This is a genomic window from Tahibacter sp. (assembly GCF_032229445.1).
In the GTDB taxonomy this organism is placed as follows: Bacteria; Pseudomonadota; Gammaproteobacteria; order Xanthomonadales; family Rhodanobacteraceae; genus Tahibacter.
In genome coordinates, this window is sequence record NZ_JAVTWC010000002.1 from 99,547 (window position 1) to 123,044 (window position 23,498).

Consider the following 23,498-nt stretch of genomic DNA (forward strand, 5'->3'; position numbering starts at 1 on the left):
CCCCGCGACGCAAGGTAAGGTCGCGTTAAAAAAGCATTTTTAGGTTTGGCCGACCGACCCGGGGCAACCGTCGGTTATGCGCTTTGGTGCATTGCAGCGCCGTGCTAAGTTCCGCCGCTCACACCTCAATCCCTGTCGCCCATGCCACTCGACCCTGCTGCGGTTCGTCATATCGCCCGCCTGGCCCGGCTCGCCGTTGCCGAGGACCGGCTCGAAGGCCTGCGTTCGGACCTCGAACGCGTACTGCACCTGTTCGACGACCTGGCCGCCGCCAATGTGGACAATTTCGCCCCGCTCGCGCATCCACACGACCAGTCCCTGGGCCTACGCGACGACGTGGTCGGCGAAGGCGACCGCAGCGACGAACTGCTCGCCCTCGCCCCTTCCGCCCAGGGCGGCTACTTTCTCGTGCCGAAGGTGATCGAATGAGCACCGCATCGATCGCCGCACTGGCCGCCGACCTCGCCGTCGGCCGCACCTCCGCCGTACAGCTCGCCGAGCAGTCGCTGCAGCGTGCCGACGCGCAGCGCGCGCTGAACAGCTTCATCCGCCTCGACGCGGACGCGGCACTGGCGGCGGCGCGGACCGTCGACGCGGACCGCGCCGCCGGCCGCGAGATGCACCCCTTGGCCGGAATTCCATTTGCACATAAAGATATTTTCTGCACAAAGGGAATAACGACAACCTGCGGTTCGCGCATGCTGCAGCACTTCGTGCCGCCCTACGACGCACTGGTGGTCGAACGCCTCGCTCGCGCCGGCGCAGTCAGCATCGGCAAGACCAACATGGACGAGTTCGCGATGGGCTCGTCCAACGAGAACAGCGCCTACGGCGCGGCGATCAATCCCTGGGGCAGTGCGCGCGTGCCGGGCGGCTCATCGGGCGGTTCGGCCGCCGCGGTCGCCGCTGGCATCGTGCCGTTCGCGACCGGCACCGACACCGGCGGATCCATCCGCCAGCCCGCGGCGTTCTGCGGCATTACCGGACTCAAACCCACCTACGGCCGCGTCTCGCGCTACGGCATGATCGCGTACGCCTCCAGCCTCGACTGCGCCGGAGTGCTCGCGCGCTCGGCCACTGACTGCGCCACGGTATTCGACCAGATCACCGGCTTCGACCCGCGCGATTCGACCAGCGTCGACCGCCCGGCCGACCGCACCGCCGACGCCCTCGGACAGCCACTCGCCGGCCTGCGCATCGGCGTCGCACGCGAGTACTTCGGCGGCGGCGTACACGACGACGTGGCGGCCCGCACGCACGCGGCGCTGCGCGAACTGGAGATGCAGGGTGCGCAGCTCGTCGACATCACGCTGCCCAGCGCGCACCACGCGATCGCGGCCTACTACGTGATCGCGCCGGCCGAGGCGTCGAGCAATCTCGCGCGCTACGACGGCGTGCGCTACGGCCACCGCAGCATGGACGCACGCTCGCTCGACGAGCTGTACAGCCGCAGTCGCGCCGAAGGCTTCGGCAGCGAAGTGCAGCGCCGCATCCTCGTCGGCACCTACGCACTCTCGGCCGGCTATTACGACGCCTACTACCTGCGCGCGCAGAAAGTGCGCCGGCTCATCGCGAACGATTTCCTCGGTGCGTTCGGCAGCGTCGACCTGATCGCCGGACCGACCGCTCCGACCACGGCGTTCCGCCTCGGCGAGAAATCCGGCGACGCGCTGGCCATGTACGCCGCCGACGTCAACACCGTCGCCGTGAACCTCGCCGGCCTGCCGGCGATTTCGGTGCCGGCGGGTTTCGCCGCCGACGGCCTGCCGGTCGGCCTGCAGCTGATCGCGCCCGCATTCGCCGAGGCGCGCCTGCTCAACGCCGCGCACCAGCTTCAACGCGTCACGGACTGGCACCTGCAGGAACCCGCCGCATGAGCACCGCGTCAGACGTTTCCGCCGAGCCGGCCTGGCAGGCCGTGATAGGCCTCGAGATCCATGCCCAGCTCAGCACCGTGAGCAAGCTGTTTTCCGGCGCGGCGACGGCGTACGGCGCCGAGCCCAACACCCAGGCCTCGCTGGTCGACTGCGCCCTGCCCGGCACGCTGCCCGTCGCCAACCGCGAGGCGGTGCGCAAGGCGATCCAGTTCGGTCTGGCGATCGGCGCGACCGTCGCGCCGCATTCGGTGTTCGCGCGCAAGAATTACTTTTATCCCGATTTGCCAAAAGGCTACCAGATCAGCCAATACGAGCTGCCGGTCGTCGGCAGGGGTACGCTGGCGGTACGCCTCGACGACGGCCGCATGATCCATGTCGAGATCGAACGCGCGCATCTCGAGGAAGACGCCGGCAAGTCGGTGCACGACGCATTCCATGCCGAAACCGGCATCGATCTCAATCGCGCGGGCACGCCGCTGCTGGAAATCGTCTCCGCGCCGGTGATGAATTCAGCCGCCGAGGCAGTGGCTTACATGCGCACGGTGCACACGCTGGTGCGCTGGCTCGGCATCTGCGACGGCAACATGCAGGAAGGCTCGTTCCGCTGCGACTGCAACGTGTCGGTGCGCCGTCCCGGCGCGGCGCTCGGCACGCGCACCGAGATCAAGAACGTCAATTCATTCCGCTTCGTCGAGAAGGCGATCGACTACGAGATCGAACGGCAGATCCGCGCACTCGAGAACGGCGAGGCGATCGTGCAGGAAACACGGCTATACGATCCGACGCGCCACCAGACCCGGCCCATGCGCAGCAAGGAGTCGGCTGACGACTACCGCTACTTTCCGGATCCCGACCTGCCGCCGCTGTCGATCGCGCCCGCCGACATCGAGCGCGAACGCACGCGCCTGCCCGAGCTGCCGCAGGCGCGACGGCAGCGCTACGTGGACGAGCTCGGACTGCCCGAGGCCGACGCCGACCAGCTCTGCGCCGATCGCGCCACGGCCGACTATTTCGAAGCTGTGCTCGCCGAGTTGCCCGGCCAGGCCAAGCTCTGCGCCAACTGGGTACTCGGCGAAGTCGCCGCCAATCTGAACGAGGCCGGCATCGAGATCGACGCGGCGCCGGTCGCCGCACCCGCGCTCGCGCAGCTGCTGACCCGCCTGCGCGAAGGCATCATCTCCGGCAAGATCGCCAAGGACGTATTCGCCGCCATGTGGGCCGGCGAAGGCGATGCCGATGCCGTCATCGACGCACGCGGCCTCAAGCAAATCTCCGACGTCGGCGCGCTCGCCACCGCGATTGACCTGGTGCTCGCCGAATATCCGGGCCAGCTCGCCGACTACCGCAACGGCAACGAGAAGCTGCTGCAGTTCTTCGTCGGCCAGGTCATGAAACGCACGCGCGGCCAAGCCAATCCGCAGCAGCTCAACGAGGTGCTCAGGCAGAAGCTCGCGGGCACGTAATCGCAGCGGCGGGCGTTCGTGTCGGACGGCCGGCCTGCGCAATACGCTCGAGCGTCAATCAAACCCCTCGGCAAACAACCGGTCCTGCCGAACGACCTCCAGCGGCGCCGTGGAAATCACGACACGGCCGATACCGAGCGCGCCGACGTAGTCGTCGCCCCAGCAGCGCAGGCTGCCGTCGAGCATGCCGGCGCAGGCGTGCGTGCCGCCGATGGCGAGCCCGCCGCCCGCTACACCCGCGGTGCCGAGCACCAGGGTCGGTACGAGGCGCAGGCTGCGGCGCGCGCCGCCGTTGCCGAGGTCGCCGTTGTAGTCGGCACCCCAGCAAAGCACGCTGTTGTCGCGAATCGCGCAGGAAATATCCTCGCCGCCGGCAATGTCCGTCACGCCGCTGCCCATGCCGACGACCTCGTCCGGTACGTAACGGTGGTCGTTGAGAACGCCGTTGCCGAGCGCCCCGTAGCCGTCGTAACCCCAGCATTTCGCCGCGCCGTTCTGAATGGCGCAGGTGTGCAGGTAGCCGGCGCCGATCCGCGTCACGCCGGAACTCATCCCGCTGACCGCTTCGGGCGCGGTGCGCATGCCTTCGGCGGTGCCGATGCCGAGCTGGCCGTCGATATTGAGACCCCAGCATTTCGCCGCACCGTAATGCACCGCACACATGTGGCTGTAGCCGGCGCTGATCCAGCTCACGCCACTCGCCAGCCCGCTGACCGCGACAGGCTCCGCACTACCCTCCGTGGTGCCGTTGCCGAGTTCGCCGTTGGCGTTGAAGCCCCAGCACCAGACACCGCCCAGGCGCAGCGCACAGGTGTGACGGTTGCCGGAAACGACCTGGGTGACTTCCCTGCCGAGCGACGGCACCGGCGTGGGCATCCAGCGCGCGGGTCCGACGCCGACGCCGAGCTGGCCGTATTCGTTGTCGCCCCAGCACAGCACGGCGCCGGCGACCACGGCGCAGGAATGCTCGCTGCCGGCGGCGACGGAATCCGGCCGTTGCGTGATCACTTGCGCCGGGCCCGGCAGGGATTCGTTCGTGGTCTGCGTACCGCGGCCCAGTTGGGCATCCGCGTTGTAGCCCCAGCAATGCACGCCGTCGGCAACGCCGGCGCAGGTGTGGTTGATGCCGGCAGCGAGCACAACCGGCGCGCCGTAGTTGCCGGGCACGACCACGGGTGACGTGCGCAGGTCGGCCGAGCCGTCGCCGAGCTGGCCGCTGGTATTGAACCCCCAGCACGCCGCGCGGCCGTCCGCGGTGCGCACGCAGGTATGTGCATTGCGGGTGGAGATTTCCAGCGTCGCGCCGACGCCCACCACGGCTTGCGGCACGCTCGAATTGCCGTAATGGCCGGTCTGGGCATAGGTGCCGTTGCCCCAGCAGTACACCCCGCTGGCACCGCGCGCACAGGTATGCAGCGTGCCCGTCGCGATGCCGAGCGTCGCGAGCGGAAAACCGTCGACGAGCGTCGGTGGGAGCCGCGGCAGCACATCACCGAGGCCGAGCTGGCCGTAGTCGTTGTCGCCCCAGCAATACAGCGCGCTGCCAGTACGCGCGCAGGTGTGCACCAACGCCGCCGAGATCTCACTGACCGCGTTGCCGAGATTCGCGACGGCTACCGGCGTGTAGCGCGCGACGGCCGGGCTGCCGTCGCCGAGCTGGCCCGAAAGATTCTCGCCCCAGCACCACGCCGCACCGGCGATGACGGCGCAGCTGTGCACGGCGCCGGTACTGACCTGGCTGACGCTGCCGCTCGGCGCGGCGACCGCGACCGGCACGGCCGCATCCTGGTCGTTGCCGGTGCCAAGCTGGCCGTAGAAGTTGTTGCCCCAGCACTTCAGTGCGCCGCCGATCACGGCACAGCTGTGGTAGTCACCTGCGGCGATCCGCGTCGCCGTGCCGTTGACGCCCTGCACGCGGACCGCCTCCGGGCTGTCCTCGAGCGTGCCGTTACCGAGCTGGCCGTACTGGTTCATGCCCCAGCACCACAGGTCGCCCTGCGTCAGCACGCAGGCATGTCCGCGGCCCGCGCTGAGCGCCTCGATGGGCGTGCCGGGCAAGCCCCGTATCGGCAGCGGATCGACCGAGGCCAGACCACTGCCGGTGCCGATCTGGCCGTAGATGTTGTTGCCCCAGCAATAGACCTTGTCGGACCCGACGACGGAACAGGTGAACCCGCCGCCGACCGAGATGTGCTGCACGGGCTCCAGCGGGATCACCACGCCGCGGGCGTCGAAATGCGCGGTCGCCGTGGCGCCCGCCAGCAGCAGCAAACATCCTGCGAGTGTCGCCGTGCGGCGACCCGGCATCGTGCGCAACGAGCAGGCGGCGCTGCGCACCACGTCATCGCGCTTGCCCAGTGGATTTGCATCGCGGGGTCGCAGAGCAGCCGGGCAGGCCCATCGGGTCTGCGTGATTCGCAACTGGCGCATGGATCAGGCCCGAAACCACGGGACTATGCCCGACCTGCTGATGATAACGCAGCTCCGCGCGGCACCGCCGTTGCGACGGCGTGAACGCGGCGCGTCCGCTCAGTCGTGCCGCAGCGCGCCGGCGAGGCCGCGCCGCTTCTCGTCGCGATAGCGCAGCGGCGTGGCACCGGTCAGTGCCTTGAACTGGCGCGTGAACGCGCTCTGGTCGCTGTAGCCGCAGGCGCTGGCGACCGCGGCGACGCTGTCGTCGCCGCGCACCAGCAGCTTAGCCGCGGCGTCGATGCGCGTGCGCGCCAGCAATTGCATCGGCGTCAGGTCGAACAGGCGCTTCACCAGGCGTTCGAGCCGGCGCGTGCCCAGCCCGGCCACGCGCGCGAGCGCATCGATGCGCACGGCCTCGCCATAGTGCTGGTGCACGTAGTCGATCGCGCGCGCGACGCGGTTGATGCTTTCGTCGGACGGATCGACATGGCGGCAGATGCCGCAGAGACCGACCACTTTCTCGGCCTCGAGGATGGGAAACTTATACGAAATGCACCAGCTCGCGCCGCCGTCGGCCTGCGGCACGCGCTGCAGGCGATCATGGATCTCGACGCGCTCGTCGAGCACCGCACGGTCCTGGGCGTAATAGAACGAACCGTAGGGCTCAGGAAACAGCTCGTCCGCGGTGCGGCCGATCAGCTCATCCTTGCTGCGCACGCCACAGCGGTCGACCAGCGTGCGATTGACCGCGACATAGCGCGCCTCGAGGTTCTTGACGAAAAACAGCGTGTCCTGGGCGCAGTCGAACAGGCGCTCGGCGACCGCCGCGGCGGACTGCATGGACAGCATCGAACCGGACATGGAAATGCCGTCCGACATGCCGCCGCCGGCACGCTGCTGAATTGTGGACATTGCACTCTCCCGCTGGTAGGCATGCAGCGCGGCTGCGCTACTCCTGCCCGATCCGACACCCCGATTGTCGGAACCGATCAATACGTGATTGAGCGGAGCACCGATAGTAGCGGGGTTTCGTCCCCGGTAAACCCTTCTGGTTCGAAGCTGGCGGCCCCTCCGCCGTTCCGTGCGTGGTTCCCCCTGTCCTCGTGTGGAGAAATATCGATGAAGACGCAGTATCGCTTTGCCGCACTGTGCCTGGCCCTGGGCTCGGCCCTGGTCTGCAGTGCCAGTTTCGCCGCGACCGACTCGCCGGCCGCGTTCGATCACACGCTTCGTCCGCTGACGCGCGTGGAACATCAGGTCATGCCGGCCGTGGACCTGGCTACACTGACGCGCGAAGACACCACGCGTCGCGCGCAGGACCTGCCGCCGCGCTTCGCCGCGCCTATCGCGGTGCAGATCACGCCGGACAAGGCCGGCACCTGGGAAGCGCTCGACGCGCAGACCAGCCTGTGGCGTTTGCGCGTGACCTCGCCCGGCGCGTATTCGATCAACCTCGGCTTCACCCGCTATCACATGCCCGAGGGCGGCCGCCTGCTGGTCTACCCAGCCGGCCTTAAGGCCGACGGCGACCGCTCGCTCGTGCGCAGCTTTGGCGCAAAAGATAATGCCGAACATGGTCAATTGTGGACACCGGTCGTCGCCGGTGACGATGTCGTCGTCGAAGTCGTCGTGCCCAACGCACAGCGCAAGCTGCTGCAGCTCGAGCTGACCTCGGTCAACCACGACTATCGCGGCTTCAACCGCGTCGCGAGCGAACTCAGCGGCGCGGGCCCTAAAGATGCCGGCGACGTGTCCGGCTCCTGCAACGTCGACGTGATGTGCCCCGAAGGCGATCCGTACCGCGACCAGATCCGCTCGGTCGCGGTGTACTCGACCGGCGGCAGCACGTTCTGCACCGGCAGCCTGCTCAACAACACCGCGCAGGACAAGAAGCCGTTCTTCCTGACCGCAGCCCATTGCGGCATCAACTCCGGCAACGCCGCCTCGCTGGTCGTCTACTGGAACTTCCAGAACTCGTACTGCCGTCCGGTCGGCAGCGCTGCGTCCGGCCAGGCCGGCGACGGCACGACGAACCAGTACCTGAGCGGCGCGTTCTTCCGCGCGTCGTATACGCCGTCGGACTTCACCCTGGTCGAACTCGACGAAACACCGGCGGCCGCGGCCAACGTGTATTTCAACGGCTGGGACCGGCGCAACCAGAACTTCCCGTCGGCCTTCGGCATCCACCACCCGGCCACCGCCGAGAAGCGCATCAGCCTCGCCAACGGCGCGACCGCGACGACGAGCTACAACTCGACCGCCGAGCCCGGCGACGGCACGCATGTGCAGGCGCGCTGGCGTCCCGGCATCGGCGTGACCGAGGGCGGTTCCTCGGGCTCGCCGCTGTACAGCAACGAAAAGCGCGTGATCGGGCAGCTGCACGGCGGTCCGTCCTCGTGCAGCGCAACCGACACCAACAAGCGCGACTACTACGGCCGCGTGTTCACCTCCTGGACCGGCGGCGGCAGCAACAGCACGCGCCTGTCGAACTGGCTCGATCCGGGCAACACCGGTGCGACCACGCTCGACGGCCTGACCAGCGGTGCAGGTGGCGGCAACGTACCGCCGACGGCGAACTTCTCCTTCGTCGTGAACGCGCTGACGGTCAACTTCACCGACGGGTCCAGCGACAGCGACGGTAGCGTCGCCTCGCGCAGTTGGGCCTTCGGCGACGGCACCACGTCGACCGCAACCAACCCGAGCAAGACCTACGGCGCGTCCGGCCCGTACAACGTCGTCCTGACCGTGACCGACAACAATGGCGCCACGAACAGCGTGACCAAGCAGGTCGTCGTCGGCTCGGTGGCCGGCAACACGCTGACCAACGGCGTGCCCGTGACCGGCATCAGCGGCGCGGTGAACAGCGAACAGACCTGGACCCTTGCCGTGCCGGCCGGCGCCAGCAACCTCACGTTCGTCACCAGCGGCGGCACCGGCGACATGGACCTGTACGTGAAGTTCGGTTCGGCGCCGACGACGGCCAGCTACGACTGTCGTCCCTATCTCGGCGGCAATGCAGAAACCTGCACCGTCGCCACGGCGCAGGCCGGTACCTACTACGTGATGCTGCGCGGATACAGCGCCTACACGGGCGTCAGCCTGACCGGTAGCTACACCACCGGCGGTGGCGGCGGCACGCAGACCTATAGCAGCGGCACCGACTTCGCGATCGGCGACAACACGACGGTCGACAGCCCGATCACGGTGTCCGGCCGCAGCGGCAACGCACCGAGCAATGCCTCGGTCACGGTCGCGATCGTCCACACCTACCAAGGTGACCTCAAGGTCGACCTCGTCGCTCCGGACGGCACGCTGTACAACATCCACAACCGCACCGGCGGCGGCACCGACAACATCAACAAGACCGTGACGCTGAACCTGTCCAGCGAGCTGCTGAACGGCACGTGGAAGCTGCGCGTCAACGACAACGCGGGCGGCGATACGGGCAGGATCGACAGCTGGTCGATCACGTTCTGAGTCTTGCCTTGCCTGAAGTGCTATCCAGCGGCCCCGCCTGACGGCGGGGTCGCATTTTTTTTGCGCCGCGCTTCCGACTTTCGTACTCCGGCGCAATTTCGTAGGGTGGCCGCGAATCCGCTCGCGCACGTGAACCGATGAACCCGATCATCTATGCCATCCCCGTCTTCTTTGCGCTGATCGGCATCGAGCTGTGGGTCGCGCACCGGCGCCGCGCGAGCGCGTACAACTTCGCCGATGCGGTCTGCAGCATCGGCCTGGGCGCGATGTCGCAGGTCAGCGGGATCTTTTCCAAGCTCGTTATGCTCGGCATCTATGTCGCGGTCTACGAGCAGCTGCGGCTGTTCTCGCTCGACGTGGGCAGCGTCGCGGTCTGGCTGTCGGGCCTGCTGCTGTATGATTTTCTGTACTACTGGCACCACCGTATGGGGCACGAGGTCGGCGTGCTCTGGGCCGCCCATGTCGTGCATCACCAGAGTGAAGAATTCAACCTTTCCACAGCGCTACGGCAGACCAGCTCGGGCTTCCTGTTCGGCTGGCTGTTCTATCTGCCGATGGCCGTGCTGGGTTTTCCGCCGCTGCTGTTCGTCGCGGTGGGACTCATCGACCTGCTCTACCAGTACTGGATCCATACCGAACAGATCGGCAAGCTCGGCTGGTTCGACCGCGTATTCGCGTCGCCGTCGAACCACCGCGTGCACCACGGCGTCAACGACCGGTATCTCGACAGGAACTACGGCGGCATCCTGATTCTCTGGGACCGTCTGTTCGGCACCTATGCCGACGAGGACGCCGACGAACCGGTCATCTACGGCACGCGCTCGCCGCTGCGCCGCTACGATCCGGTCTGGTCGAACCTCGAAGTCTATGCGGCGCTCGCACGCGACACCTGGCGCACGCGGCGCTGGCGCGACAAGTTCGCGGTCTGGTGGAAACCGCCAGGCTGGCGTCCCGACGATCTCGCCGCCACCGAGGCCAAGCCCGCGTTCGATCCGTATGCGCGCAGCAAGTACGCGCCGCGCGTCGCGCCCGCCGTGCAAGCCCACGTCGGCGTGCAGTTCCTGCTGCTGATGCTGATCGGCGCCGACTGCCTCGCGCGCGCCGAGCATCTGCCGCTGGCCTGGGGCCTGGGCTATGCGGCGTGGGCGACGGCGAGCCTGGTCGCGCTGTGTGCCTGGCTGGAAGGGCGCCGGCGCGCGCTCGTGTTCGACCTGGTTCGCCTCGGCACCGCGCTGGCCGCGCTGGGCTTCAGCGGCCACTGGTTCGGCGCGCAGTGGAGCGGCGCCGCGCTCATGGCCATCGCCGCGACGCTCGCGGCTTCGATGATCGCCGCGACGCTGGTCGCGTTCGCGGCGGCACGGCCGCCGACCGCGGCGTCGGAGCCGTAGCGCACCGAGCCCTATCGCCGCATCGACGACGGCAGGTACTTGGTGGGAATGTTCGCCGAACTGGTCCAGTTCTGGTCACGGTCCAGCTGCAGCGTCAGCTGCGCGTCGGCGAGACGCGCCTGGTTCAGCCCCTGCAGTCGGGCGCGGATCTGGCAGCCGCCGTCGCCGGGACCGAATTCCAGGCCCGCGAGATAGGTATTGCCGTAGCTTTCCGGCGATCCGAAGCCGTCGTCGCCATTGACCGGGCAGCGCTGGTTGGTGAGATAGAACTCGGTGACGGCGACGCGCTGCACGCTGGCCGCGACATAGGCCTGGCTGACGCGTGAGCGGATCGTATAGTCGCTGTAGGCCGGAATCGCGATCGCCGCGATGATGCCGCCGAACAGCACGAAACAGCCGAGCAATACGCCGAGAATGATGAGCCCGACCTTGCTGCTGCTCTTGCGCGGTGGCGCGGCGCGGCGCTCGGCCATGCGCGGCACCGGTGGCGGTGCGCCGCGTATACCGAGCTGCGCCGCGACCTGCGCCAGCGGCACCCAGCCCGGCAGTCCCTCGTGCCAGACCAGTGTGGACATGTCCACATCGCCGCGCTTGAGCGCGGCCACGAGTTCGGCGCCGCCCAGCGGCCCCTGTTGCTGGCGCTGCCGATCGGCGTAATACCACTGCGTATGCATGAAAGACTCCCCGGAGTCGCGGCAGTCTAGGCAAGTTCCGAACCCGTGTCAGCGGCAGGGCTACTGTCGCCGGGCAAAACTCCGGAAGCCCGGCACTGTGTGCTGTTCACGCAGTCGGCTGCTCGCGATTCGATGGGCTCGACATCCGACGCCGAGTGTCGATGCTCGGAGGTTTACCGGCATTCGCCGCTTCCCGCGTCGCGACAGTCGAAGTCCGGCACCAACCACGTGCAGTCCTCAACGTGCGCGACGCGCCACGTCGGTCCGGAAGCCGCGTCCGGACGCCGTCACGAACGCGACGAAGCGCTGCGTCAGACCATCCGACGGCGCGTTCGCCGGCCACAGCGCGTAGACACCGAGCGACGTCGTCTGCCAGCCGGGCAGTACTTCAACCAAGCGACCCGCGGCGATTTCGGGCGCGGCGAGAAACGTCGGCGGCGAGGCAAGCCCGAGTCCCGCGATCGCGAACTGGCACGCGGCATCGACGCTATCGACGACGATGCGCGGCGTGAATGCGACGTCGGCAGGCACGCCCTTACGGTCGATGAAGCGCTTGGTGTCGGCGCGCATGCTCAGGCCGATCCAGTCCCATGCAGCGAGATCGGCGGGATGTCTGGGCTTTGCCTGCGCGACGACAAGGTCGGGCGAGGCCACCAGCGTGCGCTGCAGATCGAACAGCTTCGTCGACTTCAGGCCGCTGTCTTTCAGGTCGCCGACGCGTACAGCGAGGTCGATGCCTTCGCGAATCAGGTCACGCGGCCTGTCGCTGAAATCCATACTCACCGTCACCTTGGGAAACTCGCGCGCGAATGCGGCGATCTGCGTGATCAGGTGAGCGCGCGAAAAAAACGCGGGCAACGTCATGCGCAGATGTCCGAACGGCTGCAGTGATCGTCCGGACAGGCCGCCGAGTCCCTGCTCGGCGGCGAGCAGCATGGCGCGCGCCGATGCGAGCAACCGCTCTCCTTCCGACGTGAGCGACAGATGACGCGTCGAGCGATACAGCAGGGCCACCGCGAGCCGCCGCTCCAGCGCCGATACATGGTGGCTCACCACGGATGGCGACAGGCCGAGCGCCTTGGCCGCAGCGCGGAACGAGCCGTGCTGCACGGTTTTCGCGAACACCGCGAGTGCGCGCAGATCGTCGATCATTGTTCGATCCTGTCGAACAGTAAAACCGGATAGTACGCCTAGGCCCGCAGCCTCGGCGAGGCTAAAGTGCCGCCGTCGCCGCCCGACACGGATCGCCACACCGCGGCATGACCTCGGAGCACCCCATGAACGAAAACACCGAATCGCTGGCGTTTCCGGCGCACGCCGCCATCGTCGAACGGGCTGCGAACGCGCTGCGCACGCTCGCGCTCGACGAGCCGCTCAAGGCGCACGTCGCCGGAAACGCCACGCTGCGCGCCGTGCTCGCGCGGATCTCGCGTCGCTACGTCGCCGGCAGCAGCACCGGGTCGGCGCTCGAACGCGTGGCCTCGATCCTCGCGCGAGGGCATGCGGCATCGGCCGAGTATCTCGGCGAAAGCTGCCGCGACGCCGAACAGGCCAATCACGCCACCGACATGTTCGTCGCGCTGATCGCTGCGCTCGACGAGCGCGGCCTGCCCTGTTCGGTCTCGCTCGACCTCTCGCATGTCGGTTCGCTGATCGATCCGGCGCTGGGCCTGCGCAATATCCGGCGCATCGCGCAGGCCGCGTCGGCATCGGCGCGCGAGCTGATGATCTCCATGGAACGTTCGGATCGCACCGACTGGATTCTCGACACGTATCAGCGCCTGCACGCCGACGGCGACGCGCGCCGCCACGTCGGCATCACGCTGCAGTCGCGCCTGCACCGCACCGATCGCGATCTGGAACGACTTCTGCACTGCCCCGGCCGCATCCGCCTCGTCAAAGGCGCGTACCTCGAGTCGCCGGACATCGCACATCCACGCGGCAGCCCGGCCTTGCGCAATGCGTATCTCGGCCAGGCAAAGATGCTGCTCACCTCCGGCCACGCGTGCTCGATCGCGACGCATGACGCGACGATCCAGGACGAACTGAGCACATTCATCCACTCACGCGGCCTGCGGCAGATGCCGTACGAGTTCGAATCGCTGATCGGCCTGGGCACCGCGCAGATCGATGCATTGCGACAGCAGGGTTTCGCGACACGCGAGTATGCCGTCTACGGCGAAGACCATTTTCTCTACGTGCTCAACCGCATCGCGGAGCATCCCGTGCGGCTCGCGCAGGCGGTCATCGACGCGTCCGGCTACGCCGGGCCGTAGCGTAGCGCGGTAGCCTACAGCCGCGCGGCGCGCTTGACCGCCACGTAGTGCTGCACCAGCGCGGCGGGCAGTTCCGCGCAGGTCACATCGAGCACGTCGGTACCCTGCGCGCGCAGGGCTTCATGCGCGTGCGTGCGCTGCTCGATGTACTGCGCCAGCGCGCCGACGCCGATCGCGTCGGCGAGATCGGCAACGGGCTGTTCGGGCGGCCGCTCCAATGCCTGCTCGCGCAGGCTCGCGACGCAGACCAGGTGGCGCTTCTGCAGCTGGCGCACGGCGCTGAGCAGATCCTCGATGTCCTCGTCACGCACATTGGTGATGAACAGCACCAGCGAACGGCGTTGCTGGCGCAGCGCGAGCTGCTTGGCGGCGTCGAGGTAGTCGGTCGCGAGCGGCGTCGCGTGCAGGTCGAACACGCTGTTGAGCAATGCGTCGATGGTCGCCAGGCCGCGGCGCGGCGCGAAGTAGCGCGTCTGCCCGCCGGCCGCGAGCAGGCCGACACCGTCGCCCTGGCGCAATGCGATGTAGGCGACCATCAGCGCGGCGTTGAGGCAGTGGTCGAAATGCGCGAGGTTGCCGTCGCGCGCGAGCATGCGCCGGCCGGTGTCGACCACCAGCAGCACCTGCTGGTTGCGTTCGAGCTGGTACTCGCGCGAGATCAGCTTGCGCGCGCGCTGGCTCGCCTTCCAGTCGATCTGGCGCAGCGCATCGCCGCTGCGGTATTCGCGCAGCTGCTGGAACTCGGTGCCTTCGCCGCGGCGGCGCTTGAGGTGCGCGCCGACGACGCGCGACGCACGCTCCGCGCCGACCAGGGCCAGCTTGGCCAGCGGCGCGAAATTCGGATAGACGCGCACGAGCTGGTCCAGTGCCACGCGGCGCTGCTGGCGCCACAGCCGCAGTGGCGACAGCAGGCGCACATCGCAGCCTTCGAACGCAAACGCGCCGCGTTCGGTCGGCGTCAGGCGATAGGTCAATTCCACTTCCCGGCCGGCCGGCAGCACCGCCGCGCGCGGCAGGCCGAACACCGGCCAGTCGCCGGGGTGCCCGTCGTGCACCTGCAGCGCCTGCGCGCGTTCCGCTGCGCGCAGACGCAGCGTCACCGCGCGCTCGACGCCGACCGGCACCACGTGGGGCAGCTCGCGCTCGATCTGCGGCGAGGGCTGGCGGCGCAGCGCGAACAGGTCGGGCACGGCGAGCAGCAGCAGCAATCCGGCCGCTGCCAGCGGCGCGCCCGGCGGCACGAAACCGATCAACGCGAGCACGCCGAGCAGCGCACAGGCGACCAGCGCGACGACCAGGGCCGGCGCGGGTCTCATCGACGCGGCGCTTCCACTTTGGTCAGCAGCGCTTCGAGCACGTCGTCGATGCGGCGGCCTTCGATCTGCATTTCCGGCGCGAGACTTACGCGGTGGCGCAGCGCCGGCCTGGCCACGCTGCGCACGTCGTCCGGCGTGACGAAGTCGCGTCCGCCGAGCACCGCCTGCGCGCGCGCCGCGCGCACCAGCGCGAGACTGCCGCGCGGACCGGCGCCCATGCTGAGGCCCGGCCACTCTCGCGTCGCGCGCGTGATGCGCACGGCATAGTCGAGTACCACCGGATCGACACTGACCAGGGCCGTGCCGAGCTGCATCGCGACGATGTCCTCAGGCTTGGCCACGGCGCGCACGCGCGTCAGGTCGAAGTCGCTCGCGCTGCGGCCATGGCTGACCGCCGTGACCATGCGCACCTCGTCGGCGTGGTCCGGGTAGTTCATGAGGATCTTGATCAGGAACCGGTCGAGTTGCGCCTCGGGCAGCGGATAGGTGCCTTCCTGCTCGATCGGGTTCTGCGTCGCGATGGTGAGGAACGGCGGCGACAGCGCGAAGCTGCGCGATTCGATCGTCACCTGCTGCTCCTGCATCACCTCGAGCAGCGCCGCCTGGGTCTTGGCCGGCGCGCGGTTGATCTCGTCGGCGAGCAGCAGGTTGGTGAATACCGGACCGCGGCGGATCTTGAAGCTCTCGGTCTTGGGATCGTAGAAGGCGTGGCCGCTGACGTCGCTCGGCATCAGGTCCGGCGTGAACTGCACGCGCGCGAAATTGCATTCCAGCGCGGTCGCGAGCGCGCGTACGAGCAGCGTCTTGCCGAGGCCGGGCACGCCTTCGAGCAGCACATGGCCGCCGGCGAGCAACGCGATGAGCAGCTGGTCGAGCACCTCGGTCTGGCCGACGAAGGCCTGCGCGATCTGCTGGCGTATCGCGTCGGTGCGTTCGACCAGGGTATTGCCGGTGATGGCCACGCGGACTTCGGAGTTCATATCAGGGCTCGCAGTTGCATAAGGGTTCGGATGGCAGCGAGAAACTGCTCGGGACGCGCCAGTTCCTGCGGCTGCAGGGCGTGGCGGATGCGCGCAGCGGCGATCGAATGGCGTTCGGACAAGGTTTGCACCAGCGCCTCTGTAGCGAGCGCCGCGGCGACCGGATCACGTCGCCGCAGGCGCAGGCGGAACGCGCGCAGCACGGCGGCATGAAGCGCAGCGCCGCGGCCGCGCACGAAGGCGAACTCGCCAGCCGCCTGCACATGCGACAGCAGCGCACGCCGGTGCGGCGGGGCCAGCGGCAGCAGCGGTCCGAAGCGCTGACTGCGCGCCCACAGCCACGCCAGCAAGGCGAGCAGCAGCGGCAGCAGCACGTACCAGCCCTGCTTGACGAACAGTACGTACCAGGGCGGCGTGTCGGCCGCATAGACCAGGAATACGCGGCCTGCGCCGAGCGCCGGTCCGAGCAGCTGCCAGGTCAGCGCCGCATTGCCAGCGCGCTTGAGCGCGTCGTTGTGCAGGAAATCGAACTCGGCCGCTATCAGTACGTCACCCTCTCCCCAGGGATGGCGGCCGAACAGGAAACCCTCGTCGCGGTTGCCCCAGAGCCAGTCGAAATCGCTTTCGTACTCTGCTTCGGTCTTGAAGCGGAAGCGGCTGCAGAACATGCCCGCGCCGGGATCCGCCTCACCTTTGGACGCCTTGGCCTTGTTCTCGGCCTCTGCCGCGTCGGCGGCCTCCGCGGTCCTGGGTTTCTGGACCGCGCCGGGTTCCTTGGCCGCGGTCTCGCTCCAGGTGAGGCAGCCGAACTCGCTGCTCACCGTAAGGCCGAGGGTCTCGAGCAATGTGCCCGGCCGGCCCTCGTCGCCTTCCGGCAGCCGCAGCAGCAAATGCCCACCGCTCTCGACCCAGCTCATGAGTGTTTCGGACTGCGCATCGGTCAGGTTGCGCACGTCGATGTCGAGCAGCACCGCGTCGCCCGGCTGCAACGCCATCGCGGTGAGATTCAGGTCGCCGCGGCTGCTCGCTTCCAGGTTGCGCGCCTGCAAGGTCTTCTTCAGCGCGAGCAGCGGGTTGTAGCGCGCCTCGCCGCGCGGCGGCAGGTCGATCTCGCGCTCGACGCGGTGGTACGTGGTCAGGAACCAGAACACGATGAGCCCGAGCAGCAGACTGGCGACGCCGCCGATGATGAGATTCCGCCGCATCATGCGCTCGTGCTCCGCGGCGCCGACCAGGCCCCGAGCAGGCTTTCGACATCGCCGGTGCTGGGCAGCCGCTGCGCATAGGCCGCGGCCTGCCAGCAGCGCACGATGCGCGCGAACAGGTCGGCGTAGCCGGTATCGGCGAGGCGGCGCGAACGACGCAGGCATTCGGCTTCGGTCGCGCCCGGCGGCAGCGATGTGCCGAGGGCCTGGTCAAGGCGCAGCACGGCGGCGCGGTACAGCAACGCGAGCGCGGCACGCGGCTGGCCCTGCTGCCACAGCGCGCGCACCGCGCCGGGTACGTCGTCGGGCAGCTGGTCGGGCAGCGTGATGTCATGCACTTCCAGCGCGTCGGGCTTGCGTTCGCGTTCGAAGCGGTCGCTGATCCACGGCAGCCACAGCCGGTGATAGCGCACGAGCAGCGCGATCAGCAGCGCGACGAGGATCCACAGCACGTTTTCCGCACCGAACGCGAGCACTTTGCCGACCGATTCGATCCACAGCCGTACCGGCGACTTGTCCAGCGTCACGTCGGCATCTTTCTTGGTCTTGTCGCGCAGCTCCCAGACGTACTGCGTGCTCTTCGGGCTCAGGTCCGGATCGGTGTAGGCCTGCCTGACGGACTGCTCGAAGCTCTCGCCGTCGCCGCGATACTGGCCCGCGAACACGCGGCGCAGGCTCTGCGGCGGTGCATCGCCGATGTCCTCGGCAACCGTGTCGGCCGCGACACCGCCGACCGCGTCGACCGCCGGCGTCGCCTCGGCCTCGTCGGCGCGCGCGCTCGTCACGAGCAGCAGGCCGCCAAACAGCAGCGGCAGCAGCACGGCCGCGGTGCCGGCAAGACGCGCGGCGAGGCGGCGGAACGCGAGTTCCACGTCCCAGGCCTCGAGCTGCGTGCGCCGGTTGAGATACAGGCCGAAGCCCGCGCCGACGTAGAACGGCTCGATCAGACTTATGGCGAGCCAGGCGACGAGATTGCCCAGGCACTCGAACCACAGTGGCGAGGTCTCGAACAGGTTGGACCAGAACTGCTGTTGGGCATCGCTGAAGAATTCGATCGGCACGAACATGAGCGCGAGCACGACCACCGCCATCGACAGCATGAATTCCATGTTCGCCGCGAGCAGCGTGGTCAGCATGCTCGTGCCGCTCGCCGCGCGCTGCAGCACGCGCACGCGCTCGCGACGGCGCGGGCCAGTGAGCCCTTCGAGCAGATCCACCGGCAGCAGCAGCGAGCGCGACGGATGCAGGCGGCGCCAGGTCAGCCAGCCGGGCATGCTGCGCCAGCCCCAGCTGAGCTGGGCGCGCACCGCCTCGCCGACGCTCGGCGTGGCGCCGAACACGGCGCGCGAGAGGATGTACAGCGGCACGCGATCGAATACAGGCTTGAGCCACCACATCAGCAGCCACGCCAGCCAGACCATGTCGATCAGCGCGCCGCCGAGCGTCAGCAGGGCGAACAACGGCAGCGTGACCATGATCCACGCGCGCCAGATCGTGTCCGCGTGCCGGCGCACCAGCGCGATGCCAAGATCGGTCGCCTCCCAGTTCGAGCGCGGCCGCAGCGCGACCGTCAGGCCTTCAAGCCGCATGCGCCGCCCCGCGACCGCCGCGCCAGAGCCACAGCAGGATCAGCACCCAGAGCAGACCGCCGACGCCAAACTTGACCGGATCGGGCATCCAGCCGATGGAGGACCAGAACGCTTCCACGAACGCCGCGAACACCAGCATGCCGAAGATGCCCAGCGCGAGTTTGGCCATGTCGTTGCCGGCCTCGACGAACGCGCGGCCACGGCTGCGCCGGCCCGGTGCGATCAGCGCCATGCCCAGCTGCAGGCCGGCGCCGCCGGAAATCACGATCGCAAGCAGTTCCGGCGCCGAATGCCCGGCGACGAAACGCCAGAACGGCCCGCCGTAGCCGATCGCGGTCAGGTGCCCGGCCACCCCGCCGAGAAACAGGCCGTTGAACAGCAGCACGTAGACCGAGCCGATGCAGGCGAAGAAGCCGGCCGCGATCGTGCGGAACCCGATGCTGACATTGTTGAGAATGTAATAACCGAACATTTTTACATCGCTGCCGCTTTCGCGACCGAGCCTGGCGTCGGCGTTGGCCGGGTCGTACATGGCCTCGAAGCGGGCCAGCTCGCTCGCGTCGAACAGCGAGTGGGCGAATTCCGGGCGGTACTGCATCGCCACGATGACGCCGATGAAACTGCCGAAGAACAGCACCGCGGCGATGCCCATCGCGCGCCCGTGGCGCCGCACGAGGCGCGGGAAGTCGGCGCCGAAGAACTGGATCACCGCCTGCCAGCGCGGCGGCGGCGGCCGGTACAGCACGAGATGGCCGCGGTGGACCAGGTCCTGCAGCCGGTCGATCAGCAGCACGCTGTAGCCGCGCCGCTGCGCGAGCGCCAGGTGCTGGCAGACGCGCCGGTACATCGCCGGGAACTCCAGATCGCCGAACAAGCCGTCGGCGTCGCGCCCGCGTTGCTTGGCCGCCGGTCGCGTGCGCTTGGCCAGCCACTGGTCCAGCGCAGTCCATTCCGCATCGTGCCGAGCCTGGAAAGCATCCTGTTTCATGCGCTCACTGCCGTCCGAGGAAGCTGCTGGCCATGCCCAGCAGACGCTGCACGGCGACCGCGCCGCGCGCCTGGGTCAGCTGCGGCAGCAGGTTGGCGAGTTCTTGCTGGCGCTCGGGCGTTAGCTGCCGGGCGCGTTCGGCGAACGCGACGATCGCGCCCTGCTCGGCCGCCGGCAGCAGCAGCGGCGGCTGCACCGCCGGCACGTTCGGCGCGGTACTGTGGCCGTGCGGGTTGTCGACATGAACGACCAGCGTGCCGGCGACCATGTCACCGAAGCGGCGGCTGTTGCGGTCGACCAGGCCTGCGACCAGACCGAAGCCGTAGAACAGCGGCAGCATGTCGACCGTGCGCATGAGGTTGCGCGCGATCGACGGCACCCAGCCGACCGGCGTGCCATTGGCATTGACCACGCGCAGGCCGACCGCGCGCTTGCCCGGCGTCTGGCCGTCGTGCAGCACTTCGAACAAGACCGGATAGAGCCAGAACAGGCTGAACAACACGATCAGATATACCGCGACGCCCAGATCGCCGAGCAGCGCGAGCACGATGCCGAACATCCACAACACCGCCAGGCGCAGCGCGAAATCGATGGCCCAGGCGGCAGCACGCGGCATCATGCCGGCCGCGCGCAGGCGCAGCGCGATGCCCTCAGGCGTCTCCACGAGGGTCAGCGTGTCGACCGGGGCGACGGACGGATTCGGGTTCAGACGTCCACCCGACGGCCAGGGCGCGGCAACGACCGGGACACGCCCGAGCGCGAAACGCGGCCGGCGCCCAGCGTAGGGACCGGCGGCAACGGCAGCGCTCGCGTCATACGGTTTTTCTCCCTGTTGCGGGGCACTTTAGCCGCAGCGCGCATCAGCCACAATCCGCGCCAACCGGGTCTGCATCCACGAGCGGACGCAGGTCCGGCGCTAGGGCGACGCGCTCGTCGAAGACGAAGCAGTGGCCCTGATATCCCAATCCGCCCACCTGCTCGAAGTAACCCAGTATTCCGCCCTCGAGCTGCAGCGCCTGCGGCACGCCATTCGCGCGCAGCCATAGCGCCGCCTTTTCGCAGCGGATGCCACCGGTGCAGTAACTCACGACCGCGGCATCGGCCAGCGCGGACGACTGTGCGGCCATCACCGCCGGCAGGTCGGTGAAGCGGTCGATCGGCAGGGTCAGCGCGCCGGCGAAGCTGCCGAAGCGCACCTCTTCGCGATTGCGCGTATCCAGCAGCACGAGGCGGCGACCCGCGTCGTCATGGCCCTGCGCGATCCAGCGCGCGAGATCCACCGGCACGACCGCCGGCGCACGACCCTGCAGCGGGTCGGCGTGATCGCGGCGGAAACTGATGATCTCGCGCTTGAGCTTGAACTTGAGCCTAGCGAACGGCGTGTGCGCGCTATGGCTGACCTTCACCGCGATGGACTCGAACCGCGCGTCGGCGCGCAGCAGCGCGAGGAAGGTTTCGATGCCGGCCGCGGCGCCGGCCAGGAACAGGTTGATGCCCTCGGCCGCGACGAGGACGGTGCCGCGCAGCTGCTGCGCTTCTGCACAGGGACGCAGCATGTCGATCAGCGCCTGTGGCGCGTCGATGCGGACGAAGTGATAGGCGGCGATGTTGACGATCATGCGGCCATTGTAGCCGCAGCCGCCTTCCGGCCCCTCCCCGCGACACCCCGCCGCACCCGTCGAAAGACAGGGGTGCGCCCACCCCCGCGTGCCAGTGCCGAGCCTTTTGCATTGTTTGCATCATTGTCCACAACACGCGATGCGTGGGGGGGGCAGGCGCCGCAGGCGCGGGAGGAACGACATGAAACGCTAGAACCGTTCGCAGGCACGCGCGGATACGCGCAGAGACACACCGCAATCCAACATTCCAACCATCCGGAGAACCACCATGGCAACCATCAGCAACGTCGTACTGAAGATCGATCCCATCGTCAGCAACAAGCGCCGCAAGGTTACGGTCAGCTACGCGCTGCGCTTCAATTCACGCGAAGAGCTCGCCGGCACCGTATTCGAGGAAAAGGTCGTGCTGCGCGGCGATGATCCGATCTTCGATGACGACCGCGCGGTGATCGCGGCCACGTTCATCAAGGCCGCCGCCGGCACGATCAAGCGCAGCTTCACCCAGCAGGTGTCGCAGAACCGGCTCGACGAAGACGGCGACACCATCATCTTCGGCGTACCGGTGTTGACCCTGCGCGACGAGCTGTATGCGCGGGTCAGCCTGACGCCGTTCGCGCCACGCTCGGCGCAGGCGGATTCCGAACCGGTCAGCGGACAGTTCGGGCCGGGCGCGTAAGAGGATCCGGCGCCGTGCACGCGCGTGCACGGCGCTGCTTCAGAACCACGCGAACTTCGCGATGAAGACCACGGCGACTACGCCGACCGCCGCCGGAATCTCGCGCCAGCGGCCGGCGAGCAGCTTGATGCCGGCATAGGTGATGAAGCCGAACGCGATGCCGTGCGCGATGGAGAACGTCAGCGGCATGGACAGCGCGCAGATTACGGCCGGTGCGGTTTCGGTCAGGTCGTCCCAGTCGATTTCGGCCAGGCCGCGGCTCATGAGGATCGCGACATAGATCAGTGCCGGTGCGGTCGCGAACGGCGGCACCGTCGCGGCGAGCGGCGACAGGAACAGCGCAGCGAGGAACAGCAGCGCGACGACGACGGCGGTCAGGCCCGTGCGTCCGCCCACGGCCGTGCCGGCGGCACTCTCGATATAGACCGTCGTCGACGAGGTGCCGAGCGCCGCACCGGCCGCGATCGCGGTGGAGTCGGCCAGCAGCGCCCGGCGCAGGCGCGGCAGGCGGCCCTGTTGGTCGAGCAGGCCGGCACGATGGCTGACGCCGATCAGCGTGCCGGTAGCGTCGAACAGTTCGATCAGGAAAAAGGTCAGCACCACGGTGACGAGACCGGCCTCGAGCGCCGCACCGATGTCGAGCTGCAGCAGCGTCGGCGCCAGCGACGGCGGCCAGGCGAACACACCGGCAAACGTGGCATGACCGAACAGCAGCGCCGCGACGGTCACCGCGAGGATGCCGATGATGATGCCGCCGCGTATGCGGCGCGCTTCCAGCGCAACGATCAGCAGCAGCCCCGCCGCGGTATACAGCACGCTGGGTGCATGCAGGTCGCCCAGGCCGATCAGCGTGGCCGGATTGGCGGCGATCAGGCCGGCGTTCTTGAACCCGATCACGGCGAGGAACAGGCCGATGCCGGCCGAGATCGCGAGCTTCAGCGAATGCGGTATCGCGTCGACGATCCACTCACGCACCCGCAGCAGGCTCACGGCCAGGAACAGGCAGCCCGACAGGAAGACCGCGCCAAGCGCGGCCTGCCAGCTGAAACCCTGGCCCAGCACCACGCTATAGGCGAAATACGCGTTGAGGCCCATGCCCGGCGCGAGCGCAATCGGATAGTTCGCGTACAGCCCCATGACCGCCGAACCGATCGCTGCCGCGATGCAGGTCGCCACGAACACGGCATCGCGCGGCATGCCCGCCGCGGCGAGAATCTCCGGGTTCACGAACATGATGTAGGCCATGGCGAGAAACGTCGCGAGACCGGCCAGGCACTCGGTACGTACGTCGCTGCCGTTTTCGCGCAGCAGGAACCAGCGGTCGAGGAGTGGGAATGGAGAGAAGATGAGTGAGAAACGAGTGGGAGCGACGGGCGCTGTTTCCCTTTCCTGACTCATCGGCTTTTCCTCGGGTGGATAGTGGACAGAACTTAGAAGTGAGAAACGAGTGACGCAAAAGCGCCACGCCCCCTTTACTCGTTTCTCACTCCTCTTCCCTTTTTTCGGGTCTTCGCGGATCAGTGTGGGTGTAGCCGAGCGTTTTCAGGCAGTGCGGGCA

Annotated in this window: 19 protein-coding genes; 7 read left to right on the plus strand and 12 right to left on the minus strand. The window is 68.2% G+C overall.

From position 1 onward, the window contains the following. Nucleotides 1-141: 141 nt before the first annotated feature. From gatC to gatB, 3 genes are read left to right on the plus strand one after another with little or no spacing between them, the layout of a single operon-like run. Entirely contained in the window at nt 142-429 is a 288-nt protein-coding gene (gene gatC, locus RUU78_RS00425) for an Asp-tRNA(Asn)/Glu-tRNA(Gln) amidotransferase subunit GatC (protein WP_313912606.1), read from the plus strand. Further along, a complete protein-coding gene (gatA, locus tag RUU78_RS00430; RefSeq protein WP_313912607.1) occupies nt 426-1,877 on the plus strand; it encodes an Asp-tRNA(Asn)/Glu-tRNA(Gln) amidotransferase subunit GatA in 1,452 nt (483 codons plus the stop codon). The genes gatC and gatA overlap by 4 nt, the downstream gene beginning before the upstream one ends. Then, on the plus strand, nt 1,874-3,340 hold the full coding sequence (gene gatB, locus RUU78_RS00435; RefSeq protein ID WP_313912608.1) for an Asp-tRNA(Asn)/Glu-tRNA(Gln) amidotransferase subunit GatB: 1,467 nt from the start codon (nt 1,874-1,876) through the stop codon (nt 3,338-3,340). Before gatA ends, gatB begins: the two co-directional genes overlap by 4 nt. Before the next feature lie 54 nt (nt 3,341-3,394). Here the strand turns inward: gatB and RUU78_RS00440 are convergent, their stop codons facing one another. Both RUU78_RS00440 and RUU78_RS00445 read right to left on the minus strand, forming a co-directional pair. Continuing rightward, nucleotides 3,395-5,770 carry a hypothetical protein gene (locus tag RUU78_RS00440; RefSeq protein ID WP_313912609.1) on the minus strand — a complete coding sequence of 792 codons (2,376 nt, stop codon included), beginning with the start codon at nt 5,768-5,770 and terminating at the stop codon, nt 3,395-3,397. A 99-nt stretch (nt 5,771-5,869) separates the two neighbouring features. Then, a complete protein-coding gene (locus RUU78_RS00445) occupies nt 5,870-6,664 on the minus strand; it encodes a helix-turn-helix domain-containing protein (protein ID WP_313912610.1) in 795 nt (264 codons plus the stop codon). 207 nt (nt 6,665-6,871) lie between these two features. Between RUU78_RS00445 and RUU78_RS00450 the strand changes: the two genes are divergently transcribed. Both RUU78_RS00450 and RUU78_RS00455 read left to right on the plus strand, forming a co-directional pair. After that, nucleotides 6,872-9,229, plus strand: a complete 2,358-nt coding sequence (locus RUU78_RS00450; protein WP_313912611.1) for a proprotein convertase P-domain-containing protein — start codon at nt 6,872-6,874, stop codon at nt 9,227-9,229. A gap of 137 nt (nt 9,230-9,366) precedes the next feature. After that, a complete protein-coding gene (locus RUU78_RS00455) occupies nt 9,367-10,617 on the plus strand; it encodes a sterol desaturase family protein (RefSeq protein ID WP_313912612.1) in 1,251 nt (416 codons plus the stop codon). Between the two features lie 11 nt (nt 10,618-10,628). Here RUU78_RS00455 and RUU78_RS00460 read toward each other — a convergent pair whose 3' ends face one another. Both RUU78_RS00460 and RUU78_RS00465 read right to left on the minus strand, forming a co-directional pair. Beyond that, entirely contained in the window at nt 10,629-11,291 is a 663-nt protein-coding gene (locus RUU78_RS00460; RefSeq protein ID WP_313912613.1) for a GYF domain-containing protein, read from the minus strand. A gap of 237 nt (nt 11,292-11,528) precedes the next feature. After that, nucleotides 11,529-12,443, minus strand: coding sequence for a LysR family transcriptional regulator (locus RUU78_RS00465; protein ID WP_313912614.1), 915 nt, complete (start codon nt 12,441-12,443; stop codon nt 11,529-11,531). A gap of 125 nt (nt 12,444-12,568) precedes the next feature. On the opposite strand from RUU78_RS00465, the gene RUU78_RS00470 reads away from it, so the two are divergent. Then, complete coding sequence (locus RUU78_RS00470) at nt 12,569-13,567, plus strand: proline dehydrogenase family protein (protein WP_313912615.1); 999 nt, start codon at nt 12,569-12,571, stop codon at nt 13,565-13,567. A 14-nt stretch (nt 13,568-13,581) separates the two neighbouring features. Here the strand turns inward: RUU78_RS00470 and RUU78_RS00475 are convergent, their stop codons facing one another. The 7 genes from RUU78_RS00475 to RUU78_RS00505 all read right to left on the minus strand — a co-directional run bounded on the left by RUU78_RS00475 (nt 13,582) and on the right by RUU78_RS00505 (nt 21,264). Then, nucleotides 13,582-14,883, minus strand: a complete 1,302-nt coding sequence (locus RUU78_RS00475) for a DUF58 domain-containing protein (RefSeq protein ID WP_313912616.1) — start codon at nt 14,881-14,883, stop codon at nt 13,582-13,584. Continuing rightward, entirely contained in the window at nt 14,880-15,863 is a 984-nt protein-coding gene (locus tag RUU78_RS00480) for a MoxR family ATPase (protein WP_313912617.1), read from the minus strand. The genes RUU78_RS00475 and RUU78_RS00480 overlap by 4 nt, the downstream gene beginning before the upstream one ends. After that, nucleotides 15,860-17,071 carry a DUF4350 domain-containing protein gene (locus RUU78_RS00485; protein ID WP_313912618.1) on the minus strand — a complete coding sequence of 404 codons (1,212 nt, stop codon included), beginning with the start codon at nt 17,069-17,071 and terminating at the stop codon, nt 15,860-15,862. Before RUU78_RS00485 ends, RUU78_RS00480 begins: the two co-directional genes overlap by 4 nt. After that, nucleotides 17,068-18,657, minus strand: a complete 1,590-nt coding sequence (locus tag RUU78_RS00490) for a DUF4129 domain-containing protein (protein WP_313912619.1) — start codon at nt 18,655-18,657, stop codon at nt 17,068-17,070. Before RUU78_RS00490 ends, RUU78_RS00485 begins: the two co-directional genes overlap by 4 nt. Next, nucleotides 18,647-19,645, minus strand: a complete 999-nt coding sequence (locus RUU78_RS00495) for a stage II sporulation protein M (RefSeq protein ID WP_313912620.1) — start codon at nt 19,643-19,645, stop codon at nt 18,647-18,649. The genes RUU78_RS00490 and RUU78_RS00495 overlap by 11 nt, the downstream gene beginning before the upstream one ends. A gap of 4 nt (nt 19,646-19,649) precedes the next feature. Beyond that, a complete protein-coding gene (locus tag RUU78_RS00500; protein ID WP_313912621.1) occupies nt 19,650-20,309 on the minus strand; it encodes an RDD family protein in 660 nt (219 codons plus the stop codon). Between the two features lie 196 nt (nt 20,310-20,505). Then, nucleotides 20,506-21,264, minus strand: a complete 759-nt coding sequence (locus RUU78_RS00505) for a sulfurtransferase (RefSeq protein WP_313912622.1) — start codon at nt 21,262-21,264, stop codon at nt 20,506-20,508. 268 nt (nt 21,265-21,532) lie between these two features. Between RUU78_RS00505 and RUU78_RS00510 the strand changes: the two genes are divergently transcribed. Next, the gene (locus tag RUU78_RS00510; RefSeq protein ID WP_313912623.1) at nt 21,533-21,940 is read left to right on the plus strand and encodes a hypothetical protein; all 408 of its coding nucleotides are present in this window, start codon (nt 21,533-21,535) and stop codon (nt 21,938-21,940) included. Between the two features lie 39 nt (nt 21,941-21,979). On the opposite strand, the gene RUU78_RS00515 is transcribed toward RUU78_RS00510, so the two are convergent. Beyond that, a complete protein-coding gene (locus RUU78_RS00515; RefSeq protein ID WP_313912624.1) occupies nt 21,980-23,338 on the minus strand; it encodes an NCS2 family permease in 1,359 nt (452 codons plus the stop codon). Nucleotides 23,339-23,498 lie beyond the last annotated feature (160 nt).

Excerpts from the sequence above, each read along its gene's own strand:
- RUU78_RS00470 (WP_313912615.1), top strand. The coding sequence starts at position 12,569 with ATGAACGAAAACACCGAATCGCTGGCGTTTCCGGCGCACGCCGCCATC.
- RUU78_RS00490 (WP_313912619.1), bottom strand. The coding sequence starts at position 18,657 with ATGCGGCTTGAAGGCCTGACGGTCGCGCTGCGGCCGCGCTCGAACTGG.
- RUU78_RS00465 (WP_313912614.1), bottom strand. The coding sequence starts at position 12,443 with ATGATCGACGATCTGCGCGCACTCGCGGTGTTCGCGAAAACCGTGCAG.
- RUU78_RS00445 (WP_313912610.1), bottom strand. The coding sequence starts at position 6,664 with ATGTCCACAATTCAGCAGCGTGCCGGCGGCGGCATGTCGGACGGCATT.
- RUU78_RS00515 (WP_313912624.1), bottom strand. The coding sequence starts at position 23,338 with ATGAGTCAGGAAAGGGAAACAGCGCCCGTCGCTCCCACTCGTTTCTCA.
- RUU78_RS00450 (WP_313912611.1), top strand. The coding sequence starts at position 6,872 with ATGAAGACGCAGTATCGCTTTGCCGCACTGTGCCTGGCCCTGGGCTCG.
- gatC (WP_313912606.1), top strand. The coding sequence starts at position 142 with ATGCCACTCGACCCTGCTGCGGTTCGTCATATCGCCCGCCTGGCCCGG.
- RUU78_RS00455 (WP_313912612.1), top strand. The coding sequence starts at position 9,367 with ATGAACCCGATCATCTATGCCATCCCCGTCTTCTTTGCGCTGATCGGC.
- RUU78_RS00510 (WP_313912623.1), top strand. The coding sequence starts at position 21,533 with ATGGCAACCATCAGCAACGTCGTACTGAAGATCGATCCCATCGTCAGC.
- gatB (WP_313912608.1), top strand. The coding sequence starts at position 1,874 with ATGAGCACCGCGTCAGACGTTTCCGCCGAGCCGGCCTGGCAGGCCGTG.
- gatA (WP_313912607.1), top strand. The coding sequence starts at position 426 with ATGAGCACCGCATCGATCGCCGCACTGGCCGCCGACCTCGCCGTCGGC.
- RUU78_RS00485 (WP_313912618.1), bottom strand. The coding sequence starts at position 17,071 with ATGATGCGGCGGAATCTCATCATCGGCGGCGTCGCCAGTCTGCTGCTC.
- RUU78_RS00475 (WP_313912616.1), bottom strand. The coding sequence starts at position 14,883 with ATGAGACCCGCGCCGGCCCTGGTCGTCGCGCTGGTCGCCTGTGCGCTG.
- RUU78_RS00460 (WP_313912613.1), bottom strand. The coding sequence starts at position 11,291 with ATGCATACGCAGTGGTATTACGCCGATCGGCAGCGCCAGCAACAGGGG.
- RUU78_RS00480 (WP_313912617.1), bottom strand. The coding sequence starts at position 15,863 with ATGAACTCCGAAGTCCGCGTGGCCATCACCGGCAATACCCTGGTCGAA.
- RUU78_RS00505 (WP_313912622.1), bottom strand. The coding sequence starts at position 21,264 with ATGATCGTCAACATCGCCGCCTATCACTTCGTCCGCATCGACGCGCCA.
- RUU78_RS00440 (WP_313912609.1), bottom strand. The coding sequence starts at position 5,770 with ATGCGCCAGTTGCGAATCACGCAGACCCGATGGGCCTGCCCGGCTGCT.
- RUU78_RS00495 (WP_313912620.1), bottom strand. The coding sequence starts at position 19,645 with ATGAAACAGGATGCTTTCCAGGCTCGGCACGATGCGGAATGGACTGCG.